The organism is Apibacter sp. B3935, from assembly GCF_009827705.1.
In the GTDB taxonomy this organism is placed as follows: domain Bacteria; phylum Bacteroidota; class Bacteroidia; order Flavobacteriales; family Weeksellaceae; genus Apibacter.
In genome coordinates, this window is record NZ_WINL01000003.1 from 397,126 (window position 1) to 412,678 (window position 15,553).

Genomic DNA, 15,553 nt, shown 5'->3' on the forward strand with positions numbered 1-15,553 from the left:
AGGTTATAAACCTTTTATAACCAAAAGAAGTTTTACATGAATAAAAAAATAGTTATACAGATAGCTAAAATACTTTTAATTATTGCAATCTTATATACAAGTTTAGCATCTATTATATTAATTGGCTTTAATTGGTATGATTATTTTCATCCGGAAAAAACTATCCCGGGAGATGATTCAGCTATGGTAGGTGCTTTATTTGGGTTAGGTATAATTTACTTAATTGGATATCTTATTTGTATTGGAATATTTTTCATTTTATATAAAAAAACAAAGAAAAAATAATATGCGTTTATGAATACAAATTTCATCAGTGTAAGAGATTGCTAGAGTTAAAATAAATTTTACTTGAAAATAAAAGTTATATTCATTATAGTTAAAATACTTCTAATTCATTAATACTTAAGGATTATGCAAGGAGGAAATATTGTACGCAAAATAGGGGGAGAGAGTATAAAACGAGCAAAAGAATCTCTTATATTTAGAGGCAACCCATGTTAATTTGATCTTATATTCTGCCAAAAAAGTAGAAATGATAGGAGAGCAGGGAGAAGTTGAATATCTAAATAATTATATCCTTCCACCGCCTTTGCTCGTAGTAAAACTGGACGGACCTTTTGATGAAAAGGGGCAGAAAGTTTCTTGTATTAAATTAGACAAGAAAAAACAATAAGAAAAGCCATAAAAGAATTATTCAGTAATAATTTAGAATGAATCAAACAAAAAGATAAAATAAAATTGTATTTTAATGCATTGAAAAACTAACTACAAATGCAGATAAATAATCCGAAAAACACGCGCCAATATAAAGTAGAACATACATTGGATATAAAAGAACGATCTCAACACAAGCATAGCAAGATCAATTATGATATGGCTATAAGTTATATTGCCAATGGAAAGAGACTTCAAAGAATGTTTACTAAAGAAAATCTTAAAATAAGTTCTCAACCTTCCCATGATCCCAATACTGATATGGCATGTAATTTAGAATTGGCAATGTATCCATTAACAGTTGAGGTAAATAAATATGAAAATTATGTACAAATAGTATCTTATAATCTTTGGAAAGAAAAGTGGCTAAAAAAATCAGGTGCCTTAGTAAATACTAACTATCAAGAAGGGGTAGCAAGACAGCTAAGAGACCAATATATACAAGCAATAGAAACAGAAGAGAAACTCAAACAAAAAATACAAGAAGAAGCTTTTTGGAGACTGTATTTTTTTGGTGTATCAGAAAATCAAAATGAGAAAACCTTACGTTGGAGTCTGCATAAGATAGGAACTGTGTATTTTTTTGGAGCGATCCATAATGAAATAAAAGAAAATGAAGTTTTTAGTGTTTATGATGGATGTCCGAAACAACTAGAGGATAAATTTATCGAAAATATTAATTATTTATTAGACCTAAAAAAATATACCCGAGACTATATAACCAAGGAAAACATAAAATCTCAATGCAAAGTGACTGCCCATTGGGAAAAAGACAGTGGTAAATTACTTTCCAAAACGGCCTCAATAAATATCTACACGGTGGATAAAAAATTTACCTATTCAGAAAAAATCGATATAAAATTTCACAGTATCAGAATGGGAAAAAATCCCGCAAGAAGTCAACGATCATTTTTAAATTTATAAAAAAGAATTGATGAATTAATAAACCTATACAATTAATACAACTTAAAAACTATAATTAAAAATCAAAATGAATAGCAAACAGAAAGTTCCTGAATTACCAGGAACTTTTTTGACTAAATAGTACAAGTATATTGAAATTTTCAAAGATTAACTTTAAGGCTTTTTAGGAAGTACTGCTTCTGATAGCACATTGACTACAGGTCGACTAGATCCGGCTAAAATCTCATTAACAGCTTTCAGCAAAGTCAGTTCTTCTTTAAGTTGAGGTGCTGATTGCTCAACGAATTTAGCCGCAAGACCCGCTGCCGGTACTCCTTCCACCGTTTGTTCCAAACGATCCATTTCTTTCAGAGCATCTTTTGCGTTTTCACCTCTTCCTATACGTACCCCATATACTTTATTTCTTCCCGATAATCCGGTAACTTCCAAGTCACCCACTCCGGGAAGTCCGAAGGCTGTTTCCATACGAGCACCCAAAGCTTGACCCAACAAAGACATCTCTTTTATAGCACGACTGAAAGTAGCAGCTTTTAAATTATGATGAGGAAATCCGGTACCTTCTTCCAGTCCGTCAGCAATTCCAAGAGCTATGGCATACACATTTTTCATAGGTGCACAGATTTCTACTCCAATTTCATCATCGGTTGCTTCAATGCAGTAAACCTCTGTTCTTGCTTCTCTGGCATATTTTCGTGAGACTTCAATATCCTTGCATCCGAAAATGGTAGCTGTGGGTTTACCTTCTGCACACTCGTTGGCTTTTACCGGTCCGGCAATTGCAACGATAGGAGGGATTTGTATTCCTTTTTGTTTAGCTAGTGTGCGAATAGCTTCGGGAAGAAGTTGGATTTTTCCTTTTTCATCGGGACAAAATCCTTTAGAGGTCAACCAAAGTGCTTTTGTTTTGGATATTCCTTCTAATGCCATTTCAGTAACTTTAGGAACACCTACTGAGGCAACCGACATCACCACGACATCTGCTCCTTCCAAAGCGTTTTCTAAATCATTGGAACGAAAGAGTTTAACTCCTTTTGCTAAAGGTATTTGAGTTCTTGGATGAGGTTTGCCTGCTTCACAGGCATCCAATAAATGATCGTCGAGCCAGGTGCCCCATAACCTAACTTCCCAACCGGCTTTACTTACCGGTGTACATAAACCGGAGCCCATGGCTCCGGCGCCTAATATGGTGATTATTGCCATTTTTATTTATTTTACGATTTGTGATTTTAGTTTTTATAATTCTGATTTTGGTGATTCCGGCTTTGTTGAAGGGTATTTTTCCGACAACTCATAAAGTTGTTCAAAAATATTTTTTAGTTGCGGATATAGTTTATGCTGTATCTCGGCGACTTCTCTATATCTTTCTGATTGCGTTACATCCGGTTCAATAGTTTCTCCAAAATGTGCCATGTGTTTAGCCGCATGAGCTACGTTGTTGGATCCATGTGCGCCTATTCCTGCCATGGCAACAATGGAGGCTCCTAGGGCGGAAATTTCATCTTCAGAACAAATGGTAATGGGTAATCCCAGGGAATCGGCCATTATTTGACGCCACAACTGAGAACGAGTTCCTCCTCCCATGGCTCGAACCGATTTTAATTTAACACCGGTTCCTTTTTCAATGGATTCTAAATTAAATTTCATCTCAAAGCCAATGGATTCTAAAATAGAACGATACATATGCGCTTTGGAATGTGTTCCTCTCCAGCCTACCACCGCACCTCTTGCTACAGAATCCCAATAGGGACTTTGTACGGCATTCCAGTAAGGCAAGGTTACGAGTCCTTCACATCCCGGGGGAATATGAGAAGCTTCGTGATCCAACTTTGGATCCGGTTCTCCCAATAATTTAGGATCTCCTAAGGATTGTCGGAACCATCCCGCCAAATATGACCCTGAAGACTGTAAAATTTCGAAAACAAAATTTCCTTTAATTCCTGAAACATGAGTCCTGAATACGGGATCGCACCTGTATTCAGAGCTTTCAACTCCCGCATTTACAGCTGTTCCTAAATTTAGAAAGGCAATATCAGGAGATACGGCTGCTGCACCTATTCCTGCTGCCTGGCCATCTCCCAAACCTGCAATTACAGGTATTGGCTTAGATAATTTCCATTCTGCTGCCAATTCCGGTTTTAATTTTTCCATAATTTCTCCGGGAGGAACTAAATCGGCCATTTGTTCGCGGGTTACTCCGGCTATTTGTAAAAGTTCATCGCTGTAATCAAATTTACGGATGTCCAATAATCCTAAAGAATCTGTTGTGGCTACTGATGAAATCCATTTACCGGTAAGGTTCCAAGTGATATAACCGTGTACTTCAACAACTTTAAACGCTTTTTTCAGCACTTCGGGTTCATTTTCTTTTAACCAAGCAATTTTATAGATACCGGGAGTTACGCCGGCCGGCTTACCTGAGAGGTCATGGATATGTTGAGAGCCATAGGCTCTAATTTGTTTCGTTGCGCGACCGTCCAGCCAAAGAATTCCGTTACGTAGAGGCATTCCGTTTTCATCAAAAGGAGCAAAGCTTTCCCGTTGATGAGTTATTCCAATAGCCGAAATTCGTTCTCTGTCTTTAGAAGATAGTTTTGACAGTACTTCTCCTACACATTCTTTGGTTGTTTCCCACCATCGAATCGGATTATGTTCATAAAAATCCATGGCAGGAGTATGAAGTTGTATATTTCTTTTTGCAGTTTGCCAAACGTGTCCGTTTTCATCAACAATAATTGCTTTGGAGGAAGTGGTTGAGGAGTCAATGGCAATTACTAAAGGACCGTCTTTTGCTTTTTTTGTGTCCATAGTTTATAATTTTTTTTGTGGTTTTAGTTTAATTGAAAGTCAATTAAACAAATATATTTACTAAATCGAAAGTAAGCAAGAGCTAAACGAAACTTTTTTTATAACATTCAATAGTTGAAAATGCAAATCGAAAGTAAGTCGTTCTAAGAAAAGAATTTTTTAAAATCATGACCCATAGGTATGATTTTATACAGTAAAAAATATGGAAAAAATAGGTTGAAAATCTTAATATATTTTTAAAAAATGAACAATCAGCCGCCAATCATTTTCTTTATATGGTTTAATTTCATTAAAGCTTCTAAAGGAGTCAACGCATTGATGTCAGTTTTTACTATTTCTTCACGAATATTTTCTAAAATTGGATCGTCCAGTTGAAAAAAGCTTAATTGCATATTTTCATCGGTAGATGTTTTTGCATTTTCTTTCCGCTCTTTTTTAGAACTGTTATTTTCCAAAGTTTTTAAAATTTGCTCGGCACGTTGAGTTACTATTTCGGGCATTCCTGCCAGTTTAGCTACATGTATACCGAAACTGTGCTCGCTTCCTCCCGGAATTAATTTTCTAAGAAATACTATCGTTCCATTGACCTCCTTGATACTCACATTGAAATTTTTAATTTTTGAAAATGACTCCGTCATTTCGTTAAGTTCGTGATAATGTGTTGCAAAAAGCGTTTTAGGATGTGTGGGATGTTCATGAAGATATTCTGCAATTGCCCAGGCTATGGAAACCCCATCGTATGTACTGGTTCCTCGGCCTATTTCGTCAAGCAATATTAAGCTGCGATCTGAAATATTATTTAGAATACTCGCCGTTTCATTCATTTCAACCATGAAGGTTGATTCCCCTTTTGATAAATTATCAGAAGCTCCTACGCGAGTAAAAATTTTATCCACAATACCCAACGTAGCCTCCTTGGCAGGAACATAACTTCCAATTTGAGCCATGAGAACAATCAATGCCGTTTGTCTGAGCAATGCGGATTTTCCTGCCATGTTAGGGCCAGTAATCATAAGTATTTGCTGCTTTTCGTCATCCATATAGACCGAATTCGCTACATAGGACTCTCCTAAAGGCAATTGTTTTTCAATGACGGGATGTCTTCCGTCTTTTATGTCGATGACTTTGGAATCTGTTAATTTAGGATGTGTATATGAGTTTTCTTGTGCTGTTTCCGCAAAAGAAAGCAAAGTATCGATGGTAGCAATTTTGGAAGTATTATGCTGGATATCCGTAAGACTGTTTTTGATTTGTAAACAAAGACTTTTGAAAAGTTCAGATTCCAATATTCCTATTTTTTCTTCAGCGCCCAAAATTTGGCTTTCATATTCTTTTAATTCTTCTGTAATATATCTTTCGGCATTAACCAATGTTTGTTTTCTGATCCAATCGGTAGGAACTTTATCTTTATGGGTGTTTCTAACTTCCAAATAATAGCCGAACACATTATTAAAATCAATTTTTAGGCTGGGAATACCGGTTTTTTCAGATTCTCTAACACATAAATTGTCTAAATATTCTTTGCCATGAATTTTTAAATTACGCAATACATCTAATTCTTCGGAAATTCCTTCTTTTATTACGTTTCCTTTTGACAAAATAACCGGTAACTCATCATTTAATTGCTTTTGCAATAAGGATACAACCTCTTCTAAATTTTTAAATTCTCCAAAATTAGTAAAGGTTGGATGATTTTTTTCTTTTAAGATTTTTTCGATTTTTAAGTAATTAATCAAAGAATCCTTTAAATACCCTAATTCTTTAGGTGATATACGTTCACCGGCTAATTTACCTAGAAGTCTTTCTACATCGGATATCCCTTTAAGCAATTCTCGGATCTCATAAGTTATTTCGGAAAATTCTAAGAAGAACTCTACTACTTCCAACCTCCTCTGAATTACGGATATTTCTTTTAAAGGAGTGAGAATCCATCGGCGTAACATTCTCCCTCCCATATTAGTATGCGTTTTATCTAATATTTTTAACAGGGAAACCGATTGGGATTCAGTTGTATGGATTAATTCTAAATTTTTGATGGTAAAATCGTCCATCCAGACAAAAGTGTCTTGTGATAATCGCTGAATATTGGTTATATGGTCCAATAATTTATGATGAGTATCTTCAACTAAATAAGCAAAAACCGCACCTGCTGCAGTGATCGCCAGTTTCATTGATTCTATACCAAAACCTTTTAAAGAATTGGTTTTAAAATGTGAAGTTAGTTTATCGTACGAATAATCATATTGAAATGCCCAATCTTCTAATTGAAATGAATAGGCTTGATGATCAAAGGGTAAAGGATGTCTTCGTTGATGGATTATTTCGGTCGGCTTAAAATTATCGATAAGATGTCGAAGTTTGTGTTCATCTCCTTCAGAAATCAGGAATTCTCCGGTGGAAATATCCAATAAAGCCATACCGTATAAATTTTTTTCCTGATGAACGGATAATAAAAAGTTATTACTTTTTGCTTCTAAAACCTTATCATTAAAAGTTACGCCCGGGGTAACCAATTCCGTAACTCCACGTTTTACAATGCCTTTTGCCATGGAGGGATCTTCTAATTGATCACAAATAGCAACTCTAAGACCCGAACGTACTAATTTGGGTAGATAAACATCTATTGAATGATGAGGAAAACCGGCCAACTCAATATGACTTGCTTGGCCGTTTGCTTTTTTTGTAAGTACAATTCCTAAAATTTTGGAAGCTTTAACCGCATCTTCACCAAATGTTTCATAAAAATCTCCAACTCGAAATAGCAACATAGCATCCGGATATCGGGCTTTTATACTGTTGTATTGCTTCATCAAAGGAGTTTCTTTTGTTTTACCCATTGCTTTCGAAGATTATAGTAGGTATTAATTTACATGAATTTGCTAAATTAGTACTTATTAATGGTTTTTAAAAATGCTCAATGGGTTTACGTATTTCATTTTTTGATAGGATATACTCTTTTTAATTGTGAAATTGTAAATCCTATCCTAAAATTTAATAAAAATGTATTAAAAAATAAAATTAAGAAAGTTATTTAAGTAATTAAGTTTTTAATTACAGAGCTTGTATAAAATCAATATATTCTTTAGCCTTTTCTTCGATTTGTTCACGGGTAGCTTCATTAGTACCAAAAAATTTAAAACAAGGACGAAAATCTGATTTTGTGTATGTAAATGCAGCTTTAAAAGGGGATAATATTTGGTCAATTATATTCGTTTCAGAATCCCAAAATTTAGAAAATTTGTCTTCATTTAAACCTATTGAAACGGCTATAGATATTTTTTTCTCTTTTAACTTATTTCCTTTAGATCCATATGCCCATCCGTATATTAAAACCTTATCCATCCATTTTTTCAGGAGTGGGGGACAATTAAACCAATACATCGGAAATTGAAGTATTAAATTATCATATTTTTCAACTAATTTTTGCTCTTTTTCAACATCAATATTTTCATCAGGATATTCTTTATAAATCTGATGAACATAAATAGTATCGGGATATTTCATAAGTTCTTCGATCCATCGTTTATTTATGATTGAATTTTCAATTTGAGGATGGGCTACAAGTATTAATGTTTTCATTTTTTTAAAGATTTAGTTAGTAATTCATTTTTATTTGACACAAAATTACAAACCTTCATATGAATATACTATAACTGTTAATTTTATCGTATAGTGATAATTTTATCTCTATGGATTTGTAAAGTTTTTAATTTGTACTTTCGAAAAAAATAGTTCATATGTCTTCATACAAACGTAAAATACCTATTGATATAAGTTGTGGAATTAATGTGGCATTAAAAGTCATAGGTTCAAAATGGAAATTGTGTATTATTGAATTGATAAACAAAGGTATTTCACGACCTAGGGACCTAAATAAAAGGATAGCAAATATCAATAAACGCGTATTACAGCAACAACTAAAAGAATTGGAAACGGATGGATTGATATCAAAAACCATATATCCGGAAGTTCCTTTACGGGCTGAATATTCCTTAACTGAATTAGGGATTACTATCATTCCTCTTCTTAAGCAAATTGAAGATTGGGGAAATTTATATACCAATTTATTTGAAATAAAACAAAACTAATTTATTTTATAGAAATGGCTGTAGTTTAAAAAGTCATAATCAAATTAACTTTAAATTTTTTTTAAATTAATATAAAAGTAAATACTTCTTGAACATATTGTTGCATTCTGTATGGTTTTTATTAAATGGAATCGATATTAAATACATCTGGATGTGATCAGGCTCACCGGAAGGCTAACGAATATCAACAAGGCATAATTATCTCCCATGAAGAAAGCATAAATTAAAATCCAGAACAAAAGATAAAAAACTAAAATAGTATGCTGTGAAGAAATCTTTAAATCTTCAGAAATATTTTTATTTGAATATTGACTGATCCATCCTAAAATTAATACAACAAGAAGTATTAATAAAATAGGGATTTGATATTCAAAGTGAAATGTTGGAATGGTTAATTGATTTATCCAATTAGTAATATATGAAAAAGAATCGGTAATAAATGTTATTTCAAGAGTAAGTATAACGGTTACCAATGCACCTGCTATATACTGGGATATGTTTATTTTTTCCTTATAATATACAATAGTCATGAATAAAAATAAAAAAACTATTGAAATGGTTGGAAAATATAATAAGCTGGCTATAGAAGCGAACATTCCAATGTTAAAATATTTCAAGTGAGAAGATTTGCTGAAAATATCTAACAATAATATAAGCGCCATAGAAAGAAGTAAGTAAGAAAGACCTATAGGTAAATTTATAAATTCTTCACAAGAAGGAATAAATAAAAGATTATAAATCGCTAACGCCCAAATTTTCCTTTTTTTCTTAAATTTTGAATATAAAATTGTGAGGGTATTTAAAATATATGACAATGAACTAACAACAACTATCTCCCACAATTTTAAAATAGATGTAACCTGTAAATTAAGATAATAAATAAAAACTCCTAAAAAAATGATCCACAGGCCAAAAACGGGAAAAAAATATTTGATAGAAGGAGAGTTCGAGTACATTTTTTTATATATTTGTTACAAAAATATAAATAAAAACCTATTAAATCATGACAGAATTAATACTAGGTATCGGCAAATTATTTACATGGTCTTACAAAATTTTACCTGTCATTGGACATTTTGTTGATTGGTTGTATGTGGCTATTCTTTGTTTATTTCTTTTGTATTGGTGTAAAAGAATTATTGGTTTTACACAGAAAGACCATAAATATGATGGAGATCATTTATAATTTTTGTCTTTAAAAACTAGTATCATATCCATTTAGACGCTCTTATGAGATTTTTTTCAATTATCTTGACCTTTTTGGTGATTACGGTTGCCTGTAAGAAAAATAAGGTCAAAGAATCAGAAAAAAAATCTTATCCTGTCACTGAATCCAAAGATTTCCTATCCGCTAATTCCGATACTGTTACCATTACAGCAGTAGGAGATATTATGTTAGGAAGTAACTATCCTTCAGCCTCTTTCTTGCCGGGTGTCAATATATTAGAAGGGATAGTTCCTGTACTTAAAGAAAAAACTGATTTGATTGTCGGTAACTTAGAAGGTACTTTATTTGATTCCGGAGGAAAACCAAAAGAATGTTCCGATCCGAATTTTTGCTTTGTGTTCAGATCTCCGTTTGCGTATGGAAACTATTTAAAGGAAGCCGGGTTTGATTTTTTAAGCATAGCAAATAATCACAGTAATGATTTTGGTGCTTTTGGAAGAAATGCAACCCAAAAAAATTTAAAAAATCTAGGTATTCAATATGCCGGTGTATTGAATCATTGTGAATATGCTATTAAAGAGAAAAATAGAATACGATATGCTTTTATAGGAGCCGGACACAGTCCGGGCTTAATAAGTTCGGTTCATTACGCAGATATTAAAAGAGTCATTAAAGAAGTACGACCTAAAGCTGATATTATTATTGTTATGTTTCATGGAGGAGGAGAAGGGGCCTCTTATCAGCATATACCTTTTAAAAATGAATTTTATGCCGGGGAAAATCGAGGGAATGTCGTAGAATTTGCACATGTTTGCATTGATGCAGGAGCAGATCTTATTTTAGGAAGCGGACCCCATGTTGCCAGGGCCGTTGAACTCTATAATAATAAATTTATTGCTTACAGTTTAGGTAATTTTGCCACGTATGGAAAGATTACGTTAACCGGACCCAATGGCAATGCTCCTATTTTGAAAATTAAAACAGATACTAAAGGTAATTTTATTTCTTGTCGTGTTATATCCGTCATTCAAAGTAAAGGATCAAAAAAAGGACCTGAAATCGATACTAATCACAAAGCGTATAATTATATTAAATATTTAACCTATACAGACTTTCCTAATAATCATTTTGTTTTCTCTCCATCAGGTGAAATAAAGATTATTAAGCGATAATTTAATTTCATTTTTTGCGATATATTATAAGGTACAATCAGCTATCTTATTTGATTATTCTTTAAAAAAATATTTTTAATTATTAAATTTTAATAAGCAAGGTATTTTTAATGCCTGCAAAATTTTTTAATTACATTTATTTATTTGAAAGATAGTGGTTTACTGGGTTTTATGGACAATGATCTTTATAAAAAAACGTAGTCAGATTGAATGTAACGAGTAAAGTTGAATAAGAACGACATATTTATTTTTTTTATCTCAACCAATATTTTTATTTTTATACCAGTCTCACTAAGTATACTTTTATGAAGAAAAATTTTATCCTTTTATTATGGGCAATAGCCCATGTAATGCTAGTTGCTCAAATTCCTAATTATTACGATTCTATTGATTTTTCAAAAGACGGAGAGGAATTAAAATCAGATATCTCAACTTTAGTTACTGCTACTCATACCACCTGGTTGTATTACAGCAATACTAAAAATCCGGATGTCTGGAAGACCTTAAAATTGTCGGATATAGATCCTGAAAATTCGGATCAAAATACTGTTTTATTAATTTATGGCTATAATGACGATCCGCAAGATGTAATGCATAATCGAATAAGAAGTGTTGATTCCTCTTGTCACAAATCTTCTTGTAAAGGACTTTGGACTCGAGAGCATGTTTTTGCCAAATCATTGGCTAATCCCAAATTGGTTACCTCGTCTAGAGGTCCCGGTACCGATGCACATAACTTACGAGCCGTAGATCAACAATATAATATCCGTCGAAGTAATCGCAATTTTGCAGAAGGCACCGGTAATTCCGGTAATGTTTCATCCACAGGATTTTATCCGGGGGATGAATGGAAGGGATCTGTAGCAAGAATTATAATGTATATGCATGTTAGATATCCCGGTCAGTGCGAAGCAAAAAATACAGCAGAAAGCACGTATACTTACAGCGTTGAAATGCCCGATTTATATTTGAAGTGGAATGCTGAAAAAGATCCAACCCTTTTTGAAAAACTTAGAAATGAAGTTATTTACAACATTCAAGGAAATAGAAATCCATTTATTGATAATCCATACATTGCCACTCTCATATGGGGTGGGCCCAGAGCACTAAATACTTGGGGGTGTTTGTTAATGGATGAAGTAATTAAATCTGAAGAATACAAGGTTTACCCAACCGTTACTTCTGAAAATTTTGTATATGTTAAAGGCCGAGATATTAAAGAAATATATATTTATAACATTTCAGGAAATTTAATAAATTATATTGTAAATTTTGATGATACTCAAATACCGATTCCTAATCAAGTGGGAATCTACTATATTAAGTTAGTAACTAAAAAAGGTGAACAATCTTTTAAAATTATAAAAAAACCTTGATACTAAATTTTGAATAATTTACGATTGATAGATTAACAGTATCTATATTTATTAAAGCCCTAAGAATTCTTTAGGGCTTTATTCTTTTATGATATTTATTATTATGTTATATAATGTTATATCAGTCTAAAAAAATCCTTTTACTATTTTAAATATTCATTATTTTATGAGTATATTATATAATTTAATCTATTAAATTTGTTTAATAAAATAAATTTAATAGATTAAAATCATGAAAAAATTTACCTTTAGACTTATTATTTATTCTCTATTGGGTTTACTATTAACCCTACAATCGTGTACAAATGAGGATAGCCTTGATGAATCATCTTCGAGCGCTGTAGACCCAGATCAAACATTATCTAAATCTTTATCTTGGGGATCTGGCGAATATGAAGATTTAGGTACTTTAGATTACAATACCTTATTAGAAATAAGGGAAAATTTAATCAAATCAGGGATACATGTTTCTGATTTAAAGATAAATGAACCTTCTAAAACACAAAAATCACCACTTGAAGTTCAAGTATTAAAAGTAAAAACTAAAACCGCTCATCCCAATCGATTAGGAGGAACTATTGATGTGTCAGGAGTATTGTTATTACCAGCAAAAACCATTTTTAATTCCATTTTTAAACACCGTATAATTGTTGCTCCGCCACCCACTTATACTTATAATAAAATGGCGCCATCTAATGTTTTTCAAGGATTTAAGTGGATGGATAACGATTTGCATTTTAATTATTTGGCATTTTGGACCCTGCAAGCTTTGAATGGATTTATTGTTTTCTTTCCGGATTATCCCGGATTTGGAAATTCATATAAACAATGCCAACATCCTTATTTAGATTCTAAAGCTATGGTTAATTCAACATTAGATCTTCTAAAATCAGCGCAAAGAACTTTAACTAAAAAAGGATATAGATTTAAAAAAGATTTAATAATCAGCGGATATTCTTTAGGTGGTTTTGTAGCTTCATCTTTAGCTCGGGAGATAGAAACAAACCCTTCACATGGACAATCCGTTAGCTTATTATTTACAGGAGGAACCCCTTGTAATTTAAAGCAAATTACAGATTTAGTTAGAAGTGCTGAAAAAACCCAGCATCATTTTTTTCTAACGTATGGTGTATGGGGATACAAAAAAAATGCATATCCGTATATTAATATCAATGATTTTTTAAAAGAGCCGTATGCTTCAAAATCTCTTTCTTGGTTTGATGGAACTCATTATGAACTAATAGTTAATCTATATTTTTCAAACAGACCAAAGGATATATATACCGAAAAGTTTATTAAAAATCTCGATACAGATCCGAGTATTTCATATATGAATGATATTCTTTATGAAAACAGTGTTAAGCCATGGAAAAATAAATGTAGATTTATTATGACTCATGGTACTTCAGACATCTCTGTGTATTATCAAAATGCATATGATTTTTCAAAACAACAGAATCAATCGGGAGGAAATGTTACCTTTATATCTACTGTAGGTGATCATATTATAGGTATTATACCTTATTATACTAAAGCAACGTTTTATACTATGCTTTACAAATAGCATTTTAATAATATACAAAAAAAACAGGCCTCATCTGTGGTCTGTTTTTTTTATATTGCTACCATAGTTTCAGTATTGTAGGGATTTCTTAAATGCAACTTAATAAAAAATCTTTTTGTAAATCAAAAATAAAATAAAATAAAATGTTTTTTGAATAAACTTTTATGTAAGTCTTTGTATTATGGATTGGTTAACTATTAACGATAATTGCATTGCATTTTTCTGATTATATAAGGAATGATATTGGTATTTTAAAAATTCTCTAATTGTAAATAAATGTTTTGTTTTAATAGTAATTAGATATATAAAAAAAATTATGTATATATTTTAGGGAAAAATTATATCTAATGATATAATTTATAAGATAAAATTTATTATTTTTGTTTATAAAAAAATAAAATATACATAAATCATGAAAAAAAATTTTTCAAGGATTTTAATCGCTTTCATATTGGGAGTGACTTTTACAATCCAATCATGTAATAATGAAGATAGTTTCGTTGATACTTCTTCAAGTTCAGTAGAGAACTTGTCTAAAGCTTCTTCAGCTGATGTTCCTGTAAAATCAGAAGTAATAGCTACTTTTGATTCGAGTGCTTTATTAAATTTAAAAAATAAATTACAAAAATATGGGGTAGATGTTTCAAGTTTTCAATTAGATAAATTAAAAGCATCAAATGAACCGACATCTAAAATTGTTCCTAGTGTAAAAGTTATAAAAGTTACAACTAAAACAGCGCATCCGAATCGTTTAGGAGGCTTAATAAATGTTTCAGGGGTTTTATTACTTCCTCCAAGAACTGTTCTTTCGGATTTAACCAAATATCGTATTATAGTGGCTACTCCACCTACTTATACCAATAATAAAACGGCTCCATCCATTTTATTTAAAGATGTGAATTTACCTGATAATGATTTCTTAGCTTATTGGACTCTTCATGCAAGTAACGGATTTATAATATTTGTTCCTGATTATCCTGGATTCGGTGAATCTTACAGACAATGTCAGCATCCCTATTTAGATTCAAAATCAATGGTTAATTCAACACTGGATTTATTGAATGCGGCTAAACTTACACTTTCGGGAGAAGGATATAGATATAAAACAGATTTAATCGTTACCGGTTATTCTTTAGGTGGTTTCGTGGCAGCATCCATAGGGCGCAAAATTGAAACTACCCCTTCACTTGGACTTTCTGTAAATTTATTGTTAACCGGAGGTACTCCATGTAATTTAAAACAAATTGCGGATATTGTTAGAAATTCAGAAAAAACTCAACATACTTATTTTTTAACATATGGTTTGTGGGGGTATAAACAAAATGCGTATCCTAATATAAATATTAGAGATTTTCTTAAAGAACCGTATGCTTCAACCTCTTTGTCTTATTTCGACGGAACTCATTGGGATATAGAAGTAAATGCATATTTTTCACAATATCCTAAAGAAATGTATACAGAAAAATTTATCAAAGATCTTGATACAGACCCTTCTTTAGCTTATATGAATGATATTCTTCATGAAAACAGCGTAACCCCTTGGGTAAATAAATGTAGATTTATTATGACACATGGAGTTTCTGATGTATCTGTATATTATCAAAATGCTTATGATTTCTCTGTACAACAGAAAAAATTTGGAGGTAATGTAACTTTCATTTCTACTGAAGGAGATCACATTATCGCTTTAGTTCCCTATTTAAATAAAGCGACCTTTTATACTGCTCTTTATAAATAGTTTT

14 protein-coding genes are annotated in these 15,553 nt (G+C 31.9%); 9 read left to right on the forward strand and 5 right to left on the reverse strand.

Annotated features, from left to right (window positions below; all coding sequences use genetic code 11):
- Window positions 1–36 precede the first annotated feature (36 nt).
- The 3 genes from GFV00_RS07565 to GFV00_RS07575 all read left to right on the forward strand — a co-directional run bounded on the left by GFV00_RS07565 (window position 37) and on the right by GFV00_RS07575 (window position 1,638).
- A complete protein-coding gene (locus tag GFV00_RS07565) occupies window positions 37–285 on the forward strand; it encodes a hypothetical protein (RefSeq protein ID WP_160557423.1) in 249 nt (82 codons plus the stop codon).
- Between the two features lie 247 nt (window positions 286–532).
- Window positions 533–673: a hypothetical protein gene (locus GFV00_RS07570; RefSeq protein WP_160557422.1), complete on the forward strand. Its 141-nt coding sequence runs from the start codon at window positions 533–535 to the stop codon at window positions 671–673.
- 98 nt (window positions 674–771) lie between these two features.
- On the forward strand, window positions 772–1,638 hold the full coding sequence (locus GFV00_RS07575) for a hypothetical protein (RefSeq protein ID WP_160557421.1): 867 nt from the start codon (window positions 772–774) through the stop codon (window positions 1,636–1,638).
- Between the two features lie 153 nt (window positions 1,639–1,791).
- Here the strand turns inward: GFV00_RS07575 and GFV00_RS07580 are convergent, their stop codons facing one another.
- The 4 genes from GFV00_RS07580 to GFV00_RS07595 all read right to left on the reverse strand — a co-directional run bounded on the left by GFV00_RS07580 (window position 1,792) and on the right by GFV00_RS07595 (window position 8,022).
- Window positions 1,792–2,838: a glycerol-3-phosphate dehydrogenase gene (locus tag GFV00_RS07580; RefSeq protein WP_160557420.1), complete on the reverse strand. Its 1,047-nt coding sequence runs from the start codon at window positions 2,836–2,838 to the stop codon at window positions 1,792–1,794.
- A gap of 33 nt (window positions 2,839–2,871) precedes the next feature.
- Window positions 2,872–4,443 carry an FGGY-family carbohydrate kinase gene (locus GFV00_RS07585; RefSeq protein ID WP_160557419.1) on the reverse strand — a complete coding sequence of 524 codons (1,572 nt, stop codon included), beginning with the start codon at window positions 4,441–4,443 and terminating at the stop codon, window positions 2,872–2,874.
- 251 nt (window positions 4,444–4,694) lie between these two features.
- A complete protein-coding gene (gene mutS / locus GFV00_RS07590; protein ID WP_160557418.1) occupies window positions 4,695–7,280 on the reverse strand; it encodes a DNA mismatch repair protein MutS in 2,586 nt (861 codons plus the stop codon).
- Between the two features lie 214 nt (window positions 7,281–7,494).
- Window positions 7,495–8,022 (reverse strand): NAD(P)H-dependent oxidoreductase, encoded by a 528-nt coding sequence (locus GFV00_RS07595; protein WP_160557417.1) that lies wholly within the window; start codon window positions 8,020–8,022, stop codon window positions 7,495–7,497.
- Window positions 8,023–8,180: 158 nt separating this feature from the next.
- On the opposite strand from GFV00_RS07595, the gene GFV00_RS07600 reads away from it, so the two are divergent.
- Entirely contained in the window at window positions 8,181–8,531 is a 351-nt protein-coding gene (locus GFV00_RS07600) for a helix-turn-helix domain-containing protein (protein WP_160557416.1), read from the forward strand.
- 137 nt (window positions 8,532–8,668) lie between these two features.
- Here GFV00_RS07600 and GFV00_RS07605 read toward each other — a convergent pair whose 3' ends face one another.
- Window positions 8,669–9,487 carry a DUF6427 family protein gene (locus tag GFV00_RS07605; RefSeq protein WP_160557415.1) on the reverse strand — a complete coding sequence of 273 codons (819 nt, stop codon included), beginning with the start codon at window positions 9,485–9,487 and terminating at the stop codon, window positions 8,669–8,671.
- A 47-nt stretch (window positions 9,488–9,534) separates the two neighbouring features.
- On the opposite strand from GFV00_RS07605, the gene GFV00_RS07610 reads away from it, so the two are divergent.
- The 5 genes from GFV00_RS07610 (at window position 9,535) to GFV00_RS07630 (ending at window position 15,549) form a co-directional block, all read left to right on the forward strand.
- Window positions 9,535–9,717 carry a hypothetical protein gene (locus tag GFV00_RS07610; RefSeq protein ID WP_160557414.1) on the forward strand — a complete coding sequence of 61 codons (183 nt, stop codon included), beginning with the start codon at window positions 9,535–9,537 and terminating at the stop codon, window positions 9,715–9,717.
- A 44-nt stretch (window positions 9,718–9,761) separates the two neighbouring features.
- Entirely contained in the window at window positions 9,762–10,871 is a 1,110-nt protein-coding gene (locus GFV00_RS07615; protein ID WP_185150003.1) for a CapA family protein, read from the forward strand.
- 305 nt (window positions 10,872–11,176) lie between these two features.
- A complete protein-coding gene (locus tag GFV00_RS07620) occupies window positions 11,177–12,247 on the forward strand; it encodes an endonuclease (protein ID WP_160557413.1) in 1,071 nt (356 codons plus the stop codon).
- 232 nt (window positions 12,248–12,479) lie between these two features.
- Complete coding sequence (locus GFV00_RS07625; RefSeq protein ID WP_160557412.1) at window positions 12,480–13,811, forward strand: S9 family peptidase; 1,332 nt, start codon at window positions 12,480–12,482, stop codon at window positions 13,809–13,811.
- 412 nt (window positions 13,812–14,223) lie between these two features.
- Window positions 14,224–15,549 carry a S9 family peptidase gene (locus tag GFV00_RS07630; protein ID WP_160557411.1) on the forward strand — a complete coding sequence of 442 codons (1,326 nt, stop codon included), beginning with the start codon at window positions 14,224–14,226 and terminating at the stop codon, window positions 15,547–15,549.
- The last annotated feature ends 4 nt before the right edge of the window (window positions 15,550–15,553 follow it).